This window comes from Kineococcus siccus (genome assembly GCF_009906795.1).
Classification (GTDB): domain Bacteria; phylum Actinomycetota; class Actinomycetes; order Actinomycetales; family Kineococcaceae; genus Kineococcus; species Kineococcus siccus.
The window spans coordinates 1-11371 of sequence record NZ_JAAALN010000139.1 but is presented as its reverse complement, the minus strand read 5'-3'; the positions used below and the strand labels follow the sequence as shown (position 1 = coordinate 11371).

Sequence of the window (11371 nt, the reverse complement as noted above, 5' to 3'; positions counted from 1 at the left end):
TCCGAGGACACGGACGCACCTCCCTCGCCCGTGCTGCTCGGGGTCGCCAAGGGCTACGCCCACCGCCACGTCCTGCTCGACGTCAGCCTCGCCCTGGCCCCAGGCGTCGTGACGGGCGTCATCGGCGAGAACGGCTCGGGCAAGTCGACGCTGCTGCGGCTCCTGGCCGGCGTCGAGGAGCCCGACGAGGGCACGGTCGTCGCGCCGGCGGGCGCGACGGGCTACCTGCCGCAGGACTCCCCCGCCCCGCTGAGCTGGACCCTCACGGAGCTCGTCGACGACGCCCTCGCCGACCTGCGCGCCCGGCAGCGCCGCATGACGCAGCTGGAGGCGGCGATGGCCGCGCCCGGGGCCGACCTGGAGCCCCTGCTGGCCGAGTACGGCGAGGTGCTGTCCGACTTCGAGGCGCGCGGCGGCTACGAGGCCGACGCGCGGGTCGCGGCCGCGGCCCAGGCGCTCGGGGTCGGGGACCTGCCGCGGGAGCGGACCCTCGCCTCGCTGTCGGGCGGCGAGCGCTCCCGCTGGCACCTCGCCGCCCTGCTGGCCGCGGACCCTGCGGTCCTGCTGCTGGACGAGCCGACCAACCACCTCGACGCCGACGCGGCCGCCTGGCTCGAGCGCGACCTGCGGGCCCGGCGCGGCACGACCGTCGTCGTCACGCACGACCGCACGTTCCTCGACGAGGTCGCCACCGAGCTGCTCGAGGTCGACGGCGACCGCCACGCCGTCACGCGCTACCCCGGCGGCTACGGCGACTACCTGCGGGCCACGGCGGCCGAGCGGCGCCGCGCGCTCGCGGAGCGGGCGGCCTGGGAGGAGGAGCTGCAGCGGCTGCGCACCAGCGGTGACGCCGTCGCCCGGCGCGTCGCGCCCGACCGCGAGCGCCGCGACGGCGACAAGCTGGGCTACGACTTCAAGACGGGCCGCGTGCAGGAAGCCGTCGCGGGCCGCGTGCGCGCCGTGGCCGAGAAGGTGCGCCGGCTCGAGGCGGACCCCGCGCCGCTGCCGCCCGAACCCCTGCGCTTCACCCCGCCCCCGCCCCGCCCGGGGCCGGCACCGGCGGGCGGCCTGCTCCTGGTGGCCGACGGGGTGGCGGTCCCCGGGCGGCTGGCCCCCACCGGCGTCCGGCTCGGGGCCGGCGACCGGTTGCTCGTGACCGGTCCCAACGGGGCCGGGAAGTCGACCCTGCTCGACGTCCTCGCCGGGGTGCTGGCGCCCGCGGCGGGGAGCGTGCGCCGCGAGGGCGCCGTCGGCCTGCTCCGGCAGGACCCGTCCCCGCACCCGCCCGGGCGCACGGTCCTGCGGGCCTTCGCGGCCGGTCACGGCGCCGCACCCGAGGAGGAGATCGCGCGGCTGCTGGCGCTCGGGCTGTTCACCCCCGAGCAGCTGGCGCAGCCCGTCGCGGCGCTGTCGACCGGGGGCCGCCGGCGCCTGGACCTGGCCCGCGTGCTCGCGGAAGCGGCCGACGTCCTGCTGCTGGACGAGCCGACCAACCACCTCGCCCCGCGCCTGGTCGAGGAGCTGGAGGCGGCCGTCGACGGCTTCCCGGGTGCGGTCGTCGTCGTCAGCCACGACCGGTGGTTCCGCCGCCGCTGGCGCGGCGCCGAGCTGGCGCTCGCGCCTGCGGCGACCCGGCGGCCCTAGGGCCCGTCCTGCGCTCAGCCGCCGAGGAGCGCGCCGATCCGGTCGCGGAGAGTGAGGAAGGACAGGCTCCCGAACAGCGCGATCGCCCAGATCATCGCCGCGAGCCGGAACCCGCGGATCCGGATCGGCGCCGGCAGGATCCTGCGGTTGATGAGGATCAGCAGACCGGAGTAGACGAACATCATGAAGCCGCCGACGACGGCCGCGATGATCAGCAGCACGATCGGCTGGTCGAACCCCGCGAGCAGGACGGCGACGCCGATGCCCACGAGCCCCCAGACCAGACCGGCGTACACCTTCGACTCGTCGGCCCCGCGGGCGTAGCTGGTCTTGAGCACGTCGGCGGCCAGCCGGCTGGTGTAGTCGACGATCCCCAGCGCCGCGGCGAAGAGGGAGAAGGCACCGACGGCCCAGAAGAAGTACGTGAACCACGAGCCGACCCGCTCGCCGAGCACCTCCCCCTCGGTCTTGATGAAGCTGATGTCGTTGGCCAGGCCCGGGGCGCCGAACACGGTGGAGTAGGCCAGCAGCGAGGTGAACAGGATCGTGAAGAACGTGATGAGCACGAACGTGCAGAGCTGCTCGACGTTGGCGAAGCGCCACCACCCCTTCCAGCGGGACAGGTTCGCCGGGGTCGGCTCGAAGATGTAGCCGGTCGACGGCTTGGCCTCCGGCTCGCCGGTGATCGGGCTGACCAGGCGGGGCACGTACTCGCCCATCCCGAAGCCCTTGTCCCGCATCCAGTTCGACTGCACCAGGTTCTGCCCGCCCCCCGCACCGGCGAAGGCCAGCGCGCCGAGCAGGGTCGCGAAGCCGAGCTGCTCCACGGGGATGTCGGGCCGCGTGACGATCTGCGGCGCGTCCGCCCACGCGGAGGCGCCCACGGCCACGATCCCGCCGACCACGAACAGCAGCACGACGGCGGCGACCTTGAGCATCTGGGCCCGCTCGAGGGCCACGTACACGACCGGGGCGAGGGTGAGGATCAGCCCGATGGCGACGAGCATGCCGATGGCGATGTAGGCCGGTGTGCCGCCGACGAGGTAGGAGACCAGGGTGGCGCTGCTGGTCACCCAGCCCGGCCAGAGGTTCGCGAAGTAGGCGAGGACGGCGAAGAACAGGCCCCAGTGCCGCCAGAAGCGGCTGAAGCCGGTGAGCGCGGTCTCACCGGTGGCCAGCGTGTAGCGCTCGATCTCGAGGTTGATGAAGTACTGGGTGAGCAGGCCCACGAGCGCCGCCCACACGAAGACCAGGCCGACCTGGCTCGCGATGTAGGGGAAGAGGATGAACTCCCCGGACGCCAGGCCGACCCCGGCGGCGACGATGCCGGGGCCGATCAGGCGGCGGTAGGCGACCGGGGCGTCCGGCAGGTCCCGCACCTCCGGTCGCGGGTGCCACGTGGTGGGGAAGGCCTCCGCGGCCGACTCGCCGGCGGGAGGAGTGCGACGCTGCATGCGGTGACGCTAGGGAGCCCGACGACGGGTGTCAACGAGACCGCAAGCAGCGCAGGACATCGCGCCGGGCCCGCTGGAACGCCGGGTCCGTCAGAACAAGGCGCGGGACAGCGCGGCGCGGGCCGTCGTGACGCGGGGGTCGTCGCTGCCGACGACCGCGAACAGCTCGAGCAGGTGGGTGCGGGCGGTGTCGCGGTCCTCGCCGGCGGTCGTGGAGACGATGCGCAGCAGCCGCGCGAAGGCGTCCTCGACGTGGCCCCCGACGAGGTCGAGGTCCGCGACGACGACCTGGGCGGCGACGTCGCCGGGCGCCGCGGCGGCCGCGGCGCGGGCCTGCTCGAGCGAGACGCCCTCGACGCGGCGCAGGACGCCCACGCGGGCCAGCCCCGCCGTCGCGTCGGCGTCGCGCGGGTCCTGCGCGACGGCGCGCTGGTAGGCGGCGGCGGCCCCCTTGAGGTCGCCCGCCGCGAGGGCGGCCTGCGCCTCGGCGTGCAGCGGCGGCACCGGGGGCGCGGCCGGCTCGGCCGCGGCCTCCGCGGCGACGGGTGCGAGCCGGCCCGTGACCCCGTTGGCCTCCGCGACCCGCAGCAGCTCCTCCAGCACGCCCCGCACCTCCTCGAGCGGCGGGTAGCTGCCCGTGAACAGGGGGATCGGCTGGCCCTTGATCACCGCGGCCACGAGCGGGATCGCCTGGGCCTGCAGGGACTGCACGAGGGACTGGGCGAGCGAGGGGTTCGCCTGCGCGTCGATGCGCGCGAGGAGGATCCGGCCGCCGAGCTCGGTCGCCAGCGTCTGCAGCGCGTCGGCGCCCGTGTCGTAGCCCTCGGCCCACAGGTCGACGACGACCGGGACCTCGAGCGACTGCTGGACGACGTCGGCGAACGTCTCCTCGGTGACGTCGACGGCGTAGGGCGACGTGGGGGCGACCGCGGCGGGGTCGGTGGCCGCGCGGCGGGCCACCTCCTCGCGGCGGGAGTTGCGGGCGGCGAGCGCCCCGAGGTCGACCGCTCCGCGCAGGTTGAGGTTCGCGCCGGGAGGCGTGGGCTGCGTCATGACGCTCAGCTTCTCACGCAGCCGTGACCGAGACGGGACCGCTCTCGGCCGCCAGGACCCGCACGGGACCGCCGTCGGTGGGCGGGACGGCGAAGGCCAGCACCTCCTCGCGCACGACGGTCGCCGACGTCGCCCGCTCGCGCCCGGCCAGGGCCGCCAGCACCGGGTCGAGGGTGCCGCTGCGCCCGCCCGCGGGCCCCGTCGAGGTGCTCTCCCAGCGCAGCGCGGCCACGACGAGCGCGCCGCCGTCGCGCGTGCGGACGGCGATCACGGAGCCCGGCTGCACGGTGTGCTGCTGGGTCAGGGTGCCCCCCGAGGCGCTGAGCGCCGCCGTCTGCGCGGCCACCGACGCGGTCACCTCGCTGCGGTAGGGGTCGTCGGCGAACTGGGCCGCGAACCCGCTCGCGCCGCCCTTCGTCAGGACGTCGGCGTAGCGGTCGGCCACGGCCTGCGGGGCGGCCACCAGGTTCGTGTCCTCGTCCGGGGCGACGACCTCGACGCCCGCGGACGGGGCGTCCACGGCTGGCAGGCTGACGCCCGGCAGCAGCGACGGGGTGCCCCAGATGCGGTAGGGCTCCCGCGCGCTGTCCGAGCGCAGCACGACGAGCGACGGCTTCTCGTCCGCGCCGGGGTCGGTCACGGTCAGGAAGAAGCGCGGCCAGCCCTCCTGCCGCGGCAGCATCGAGGTCAGGGGGTCCAGCTCGTCGGCCGCGCCCGTGCCGGCGGGCTGCGCGCCCTTGGCGCGGACCGCGAACGCCGCCGTCCGCAGGTCCTTCTCCGGCCCGGTCACGCGCTGCGCCAGCAGGGCCGGGTCGCCCGCGGTGTCGGCCGCGCGCAGGGCGTCGGAGGCCGCCGTGACGATGCGGGCGGCCTGCGCGGGCTCGACCACGACGGGCGTGGCCGAGGGCGTCGCGGGCGCCGGCACGGGCGGCACGGCGGCGCACCCGGCCAGGAGCACGGCACCGGCCGCCAGGCCGGCGCCCGCCCGCCACCCGGTGCGCCGCCGCCCGGCGCCCGCGAGGTCGTCCGGTCGCGTCACGGGGTGCCCTTCCGTCCGGTGAGCAGCAGGCCGACGGCGCCCAGCAGCAGCGCGCCCGCCCCGGCGGCGACGAGCGGCACCGCGGAGGGGTGCTCGGCCTGCTCGCCCTGCAGCTGCCAGGTGATGGAGACCGTGCCCGGCGCCGCGGCCGTGCCGTCGGTCGCCGCGAGGGCGACGACGCCGCCCTCCACGTCCGCGCTCGCGGTCCGGGGCCAGTCGAGCTCCGCCGTGCCGGCCCCGGAGGCGCTGGCCAGCCAGATGTCCGCGGTCCGGGGGTCGACGGCGGCGGCGCCCGGCGTCTCGCGCGTGGTGAAGGACGGGCTCTCGAGCTCCCCGCGCACGCCCGTGAGCTCCGTCCGCGAGGCGTCACCGAGCCAGGCCGCGACGTCGGCGGCCCGGGCGACGCCCAGGAAGACCTGCTGCTGCGGGGTGCCGCTGGCGCGCAGCGCGGCCTGCGGCCCGGTCAGCTCCAGCAGCCCCGGCGCGGTGACCACGGCCGTGCCCGGCTCGGGGGCGCTCTCGGTGACGTCGAGCTGGCGGGGCGGGGCGAGCACGGTCAGCAGCAGCGTGCCGGCGACGGCGCAGCCGAGGCCGGCGAGCAGCAGGAACCAGGCCAGCACACGCTTCACGTCGTCCTCCGCTCCTCGTGAGCACTCCACCGGGCGGTCAGCGGAGCGTGTGTCGGAGGACACCCTAACCACGCCCGGCGACGGGTTCCGCCGTCCGTCGCGCCTGGGTACCGTCGTCCGTGGTTGCCTCCTCAACCGACGCCGGCCGCACCCGCGGACCGTCGACGGGCCCGCCGGAGGCGATGCACGGCCGTGCCAGCTCGCCGACGGGTCCGCCCGGACCCCGACCCCCGACGCAGAGGACCCGACCGATGACCACGTCCGCCACCGCCCGCTCCGGCACCCTCACCGCCACCCGCACCGACGGTGCGACCTCCGTGGGACTGCTGCTGCTCCGCCTCGTCGCCGGTGCGCTCCTGCTCGTGCACGGCATCCCCAAGCTCAGCGACCCCTCGGGCGTGGTCGGGGCGGCGGGCGGCCTCGGCGTGCCCGCCCCCGAAGTCGCCGGCTGGCTGCTCATCGCCGGCGAGGTCGGCCTGGGGGCGCTGCTGGTCCTCGGCCTGCTCACGCGGATCGCGGGCGCCCTCGTCCTGGTCCAGATGAGCCTAGTGTGGCTGCTCGTGCACCGGCCCGACGGCTTCCTGGTCGACGGTCAGGTCAACGGGGAGAACGCGATCCTGCTGGCCGCCGCGGGGCTCACGCTGGCCCTCACCGGCGCGGGACGCCTGTCCGCCGACGCGGGTCGCCGCTGACGGCACCGCGCCCGGGGTGCGGCCCCGCGGCGGGCGTCACTGCCCGCGGCCGGCCTCGCCCTGGGCGCGCTCGACGGCCGCCTCGAGGCGGTCGACCTTGCCGGTCAGCTCGCCGGAGTGGCCGGGACGGATGTCGGCCTTCAGGACGAGGGACACGCGCGGCCCGTGCCGGCCGACGGCCTCGCAGGCGCGGCGCACGACGTCCATGCACTCCTCCCACTCCCCCTCGACCGTGGTGAACATGGAGTCGGTGCGGTGCGGCAGGCCGGAGGAGCGCACGACGAGGACGGCGTCCGCGACGGCCGCGGCCACCGAGTCGGGCGCACCCTCACCGGCCGGGCCGCCGGACGGGGAGACGGAGAAGGCGATCAGCACGCCGCCACGCTAGAGCGTCTGTCGTCACTGCGCGTGTCGTGTCCCCCGGGCCGGGGGCCCCCACCGCACTACGCTGCTCCCGACGCACTCCCCCGCGGCCCCGGAGGTCCGACCGTGTCCAGCGACTCCCACGACGCCTTCAGCATCGTCGTCCGCGGCTTCGACCGCGCCCAGGTCGAAGCCCGACTGAGCAGCCTCGAGGCGGACCTGCGCGAGGCGCGCGCCCGCGTGGAGGAGTCCGACGCCCGCGCCCTGCGCGTGGCCGGCGAGCTCAGCCAGGCGCAGCGCGAACTGCGCGAGCACGAGCGGCCGAGCTACTCGGGCCTCGGCGCGCGCATGGAGAAGCTCCTCCGCCTCGCCGAGGACCAGTCCGGCGAGATCCTCCGCTCAGCCCGCCGCGACGCGGACCGGCTGCGCGAAGAGGCCCGCACCGAGGCGGCGCAGACGATCTCGCAGGCCGTCGAGGACGCCCGCCGCCGCACGGCGGAGGCCGCCCGCGACGCGCAGGAGATCGTGACGCGCGCCCAGGCCGAGGCCGGTGCCGTCGTGGAGTCCGCGCAGCGCGGCGCGGCCGAGCGGACGGCCGCCGCCGACCGCGCGGCCGAGCAGGTGCGGCTCGCCACCGAGCACGAGTGCGCGGAGGCCCTGGCCTCGACCGAGCGCCAGGTGGCCGCGCTGCGCGCGCAGGTCGAGCGGGAGGTGCTGGAGCTGCGCTCGGGCGCCGAGACCGCCGTGCGTGAGCAGGAGCTGGCGCTGGCCGCGGCGCGCGAGCGGGCCGCCGAGGAGGACCGCCAGCGCCTCGAGGTCGCCTCGGCGCGCACGTCCGCGCGCATCGCCGAGGCCGAGCAGCGCGCCGCCGACGCGGAGGAGCGGGCGAAGGACGCCATCGAGCAGGCCGAGTCGATCCGCCAGGACGCGGTGGCCCAGGCGGCCGTGCGGGCCGAGACCGCCCGCCGCGAGGCCGACGAGCTCCTCGCCGACGCCCGCGCCCGGGCGCAGCAGATGCTCGACTCCTCCCGCGAGCAGGCCGAGCGCAGCCGCACCGGCGCGCAGGCCGAGGTGGACGAGCTGATGCACCAGCGCGACCAGATCACGGGGCAGCTGGACGACCTGCGCGGGCTGCTGGGCCTCGGCGCCGACCCGGCCCCCGCGGGCGGCCGCGCGGCGCAGCCCGACGTCGTCGACCTCACCGAGGGCGGGCCGGCGGCGGACGACGCGCTCGCGCAGGACGACGCGTCGGCCCAGCCCGCGGCCACCGGCAGCTGAGCCGGGCGACCGCGACCGCCCCGCCGCCGCTCAGGGCCAGCGGGTCGGCAGCGGGGCGCGCGCGGGGTTGACCCGGGCGACGACCTCGTCGAGCACGCGCCGCACGGACGCCTCGCCCACCCACAGGTGCTTGGCGCCCTCGACGGCGACGACCTCGGCCTGCGGCAGCAGCTTGAACCGCTCCCGGGCCTCGGCCGGGCGCAGGAAGTCGTCGAACTCCGGCACGAGCGCCGTCACCGGGCGCCCGGACTCCCCCCACGCGACGAGGTCCTCGGGCCGCGACCAGCGCAGCGGCGGCGACAGCAGGAGCAGGCCCTCGACCAGCGGGTCTCGGCCGTGCACGAGCGCGAGGTCGGTGCCGAACGACCAGCCCAGCAGCCAGACGTGGGGCAGCTCGGAGAACTCCGCGAACTCCAGCGCAGCCGCGACGTCGAACCGCTCGGCGCCGCCGGCGTCGAACGTCCCGCCGCTCGTGCCGCGCGGGCTCGAGGTGCCGCGGGTGTTGAACCGCAGGACCGCGAGGTCGGCCAGCGCGGGCAGCCGGTAGCTCGCCTTGCGCAGCACGTGGCTGTCCATGAACCCGCCCGCCGTGGGGAGCGGGTGCAGGGTGACGAGCGTCGCGACCGGGTCCCGGTCGGCGGGCAGCGCCAGCTCCCCGACCAGCGTCACGCCGTCGGCGGTGTGCAGCTCGACGTCGCTGCGCCGCGCGGGCAGCACGGTCGCGGCCCGGATGACGTCCCCGTCCGGGCCCGCACCGTCCGGACGGCCTGCCTCCTCGCTCACGCGCCGCCCCGGGACGCCGCGAGCTCCTCGCCCAGCACGGCGAGCAGGGCGTCGACGTCGCCCGCCTCGGTGTCGAAGCTGCACACCCACCGCACCTCGACGGTGCCGGGGGCGCGGTGGGCGTCCCAGACGTGGAAGGGCACGCGGGCCGCGGCGCGCGCCGCCACGGCGGTGGGCAGCTCCGCGAAGACGCCGTTGGCCTGCACGGGGCGGGTCAGCCGCGCGCCCTCGAGCGCCCGCACCCCCGCCGCGAGCCGGGCCGCGCACGCGTTGGCGTGCTCGGCGTTGCGCCGCCAGAGGTCGCCCTCGAGCAGGGCCAGCAGCTGCGCCGACACGAAGCGCGCCTTCGACGTCAGCTGCAGCGACTGCTTGCGCAGCCGCCCGACGCCCGGTGCGGCGCCGGGGGCGGTCACGACGACGACCTCTGCGATCGCACCGCCGTTCTTGGTGCCGCCCAGCGACACGGCGTCCACGCCCACGGCCGTGGTGATGTCCCCGAGCCCCGTGCCGAGCGAGGCCGCCGCGTTGGCGAGGCGGGCTCCGTCGACGTGCACGCGCAGCCCCAGGCGGTGGGCCGTGCGGCACAGCTGGGTGAGGTGCTCGACGGAGTAGCAGGTGCCCAGCTCGGTGCTCTGGGTCAGGCTCAGCGCCCCGACGGGCGCGGCCATCGGGCTCTGCGCGGCCTCGACGGCGCGCTCGAGGTCGGCCGGGTCGAGCAGGCCGTCCGGGCTCGGGAGCGGGATGAGCTTGGTGCCCGCCACGTGCTCGGGGGCGCCGCCCTCGTCGAGCAGGACGTGCGCGTCGGAGGAGACCAGCACCGACTCCCAGCGCTGCGTCAGGGCCTGCAGCGCCACGACGTTCGCGCCCGTGCCCGTCAGCACGGGGAACGACTCGGCGTCCGGGCCGAAGTGCTCGCGCAGCACGGCCTCGAGGGCGCCCGTGTACGGGTCCCCCCCGTAGCTGCCGACGTGGCCGCCGTTGGCGGCGACGAGCGCGGCGAGGACGTCGGGGTGCATGCCCGAGGCGTTGTCGCTGGCGAACCCGCGGACGCCGGCGTCGTGGCGGCGCAGGCCGGGCGCGGGCGCCGCGACGGCGGAGGTGGGAAGGGTGGTCGACACCCCGCGACCGTACCCACCGGCGGCGACACGGGGGTGCTCAGGTGCCCGGCGCGCGCGCCTCGCGGGGTGGTGGCCCCGGCCGGTCACCAGGTGCCGCGACGGCCCCGGGCGGAGAAGCAGGCGCGGTGCCAGTGGCGGCGCTCGGAGGCGCCGTCGCCCGCGCTGAACGTCCCGCGCGAGGGCCAGACGACGAGGTGCGGCACGCCGGGCGGGATGTCCTGGGCGCACCCCGGGCAGCGGTAGGTCTTGGTCGAGGTGGCCCCGCGCAGCTCCCGGACGACCCAGTCGCCGTCGGGCCCCGACACGCTGCGGTCCACGCCGGCGCCCAGCAGGCCCCGCGGCGGCGGGTCGGGACGGCGTCGGTGGGAGCGCGGCACGGGGACCATCCTGCCGGGTCAGGCCGGGACGGCCTCCCGGGCACCGACGGCCCCGGCGTCGTACCGGGCGCGTGCCGCGGCGGAGTCCCCTCCACACCACCGTGGCCGCGCCCGGTCCGCTGTCCCTTCGCGGCCCGGGCGCCTTTCGTTACACGGTGCTCATCCGGACGGCGGATCGCCCTGACAGCGGGTGGTTCGGAGACCACGGACGGGTGACAGGTGGCGGGGCGGAGCCCGCGCAGCGCCTAAGCTCCCTGGTCGTGCGCCTGGTGATCGCCCGCTGCTCCGTCGACTACGCGGGACGCCTGTCGGCGCACCTGCCGCCGGCCACGCGGCTGCTGCTGGTGAAGGCCGACGGCAGCGTGCTCGTGCACTCCGACGGGGGCTCGTACAAGCCGCTGAACTGGATGAGCCCGCCCGCGCGGCTGACCGTCACCCCGGCCGGGGCGGACGCCCCCGACGGCGTCGTCGAGACGTGGACGGTCCAGCACCTCAAGAGCGACGACCAGCTCGTGGTGTCGATCCACGAGGTGCTCTCCGACACCGCCCACGACCTCGGCGTCGACCCGGGGCTCGTCAAGGACGGCGTCGAGGCGCACCTGCAGAAGCTGCTGGCCGAGCACATCGAGACGCTCGGCGACGGCTACCGGCTGGTGCGCCGCGAGTACATGACGGCGATCGGGCCGGTCGACATCCTGGCGCGCGACGCCCGCGGCGCCACCGTGGCGGTCGAGCTCAAGCGACGGGGCGACATCGACGGCGTCGAGCAGCTCACGCGCTACCTGGAACTGCTCAACCGGGACCCGCACCTGAGCCCCGTGGCCGGCGTCTTCGCCGCCCAGGAGATCAAGCCGCAGGCCCGCGTCCTGGCCACCGACCGCGGCATCCGCTGCGTGACCCTCGACTACGACGCCTTGCGGGGCCGGGGGGTGGCGGGGAGC

The 11371-nt window shown here is 76.9% G+C and carries 12 protein-coding genes; 4 read left to right on the top strand and 8 right to left on the bottom strand.

All coding sequences use genetic code 11. The features are described 5' to 3' along the window. The first annotated feature begins 30 nt into the window (after nt 1-30). Complete coding sequence (locus GTR02_RS14870) at nt 31-1644, top strand: ABC-F family ATP-binding cassette domain-containing protein (RefSeq protein ID WP_166608276.1); 1614 nt, start codon at nt 31-33, stop codon at nt 1642-1644. A 14-nt stretch (nt 1645-1658) separates the two neighbouring features. Here the strand turns inward: GTR02_RS14870 and GTR02_RS14865 are convergent, their stop codons facing one another. The 4 genes from GTR02_RS14865 to GTR02_RS14850 form a co-directional block, all read right to left on the bottom strand. Further along, nucleotides 1659-3098: an Nramp family divalent metal transporter gene (locus GTR02_RS14865; protein ID WP_166608275.1), complete on the bottom strand. Its 1440-nt coding sequence runs from the start codon at nt 3096-3098 to the stop codon at nt 1659-1661. A gap of 90 nt (nt 3099-3188) precedes the next feature. Then, nucleotides 3189-4151, bottom strand: a complete 963-nt coding sequence (locus GTR02_RS14860) for a co-chaperone YbbN (RefSeq protein WP_166608274.1) — start codon at nt 4149-4151, stop codon at nt 3189-3191. A 13-nt stretch (nt 4152-4164) separates the two neighbouring features. After that, nucleotides 4165-5190 carry a DUF8094 domain-containing protein gene (locus GTR02_RS14855; RefSeq protein WP_166608273.1) on the bottom strand — a complete coding sequence of 342 codons (1026 nt, stop codon included), beginning with the start codon at nt 5188-5190 and terminating at the stop codon, nt 4165-4167. Then, entirely contained in the window at nt 5187-5819 is a 633-nt protein-coding gene (locus tag GTR02_RS14850) for a hypothetical protein (protein ID WP_166608272.1), read from the bottom strand. The genes GTR02_RS14855 and GTR02_RS14850 overlap by 4 nt, the downstream gene beginning before the upstream one ends. A gap of 251 nt (nt 5820-6070) precedes the next feature. Between GTR02_RS14850 and GTR02_RS14845 the strand changes: the two genes are divergently transcribed. Beyond that, nucleotides 6071-6511: a DoxX family protein gene (locus tag GTR02_RS14845; protein ID WP_166608271.1), complete on the top strand. Its 441-nt coding sequence runs from the start codon at nt 6071-6073 to the stop codon at nt 6509-6511. Between the two features lie 36 nt (nt 6512-6547). Here GTR02_RS14845 and GTR02_RS14840 read toward each other — a convergent pair whose 3' ends face one another. Then, nucleotides 6548-6886, bottom strand: a complete 339-nt coding sequence (locus GTR02_RS14840; RefSeq protein WP_166608270.1) for a thiamine-binding protein — start codon at nt 6884-6886, stop codon at nt 6548-6550. 114 nt (nt 6887-7000) lie between these two features. On the opposite strand from GTR02_RS14840, the gene GTR02_RS14835 reads away from it, so the two are divergent. Next, nucleotides 7001-8152, top strand: coding sequence for a coiled-coil domain-containing protein (locus GTR02_RS14835; RefSeq protein ID WP_166608269.1), 1152 nt, complete (start codon nt 7001-7003; stop codon nt 8150-8152). Between the two features lie 30 nt (nt 8153-8182). Here GTR02_RS14835 and GTR02_RS14830 read toward each other — a convergent pair whose 3' ends face one another. The 3 genes from GTR02_RS14830 to GTR02_RS14820 form a co-directional block, all read right to left on the bottom strand. After that, a complete protein-coding gene (locus tag GTR02_RS14830; protein ID WP_338073830.1) occupies nt 8183-8935 on the bottom strand; it encodes an alpha/beta hydrolase in 753 nt (250 codons plus the stop codon). Then, a complete protein-coding gene (locus GTR02_RS14825; RefSeq protein WP_338073829.1) occupies nt 8932-10053 on the bottom strand; it encodes a threonine aldolase family protein in 1122 nt (373 codons plus the stop codon). The genes GTR02_RS14830 and GTR02_RS14825 overlap by 4 nt, the downstream gene beginning before the upstream one ends. An 83-nt stretch (nt 10054-10136) precedes the next feature. After that, nucleotides 10137-10439: a hypothetical protein gene (locus GTR02_RS14820; protein ID WP_205709331.1), complete on the bottom strand. Its 303-nt coding sequence runs from the start codon at nt 10437-10439 to the stop codon at nt 10137-10139. A 251-nt stretch (nt 10440-10690) separates the two neighbouring features. On the opposite strand from GTR02_RS14820, the gene nucS reads away from it, so the two are divergent. After that, a partial coding sequence (gene nucS / locus GTR02_RS14815; RefSeq protein ID WP_166608267.1) for an endonuclease NucS occupies nt 10691-11371 on the top strand: 681 nt, incomplete at its 3' end.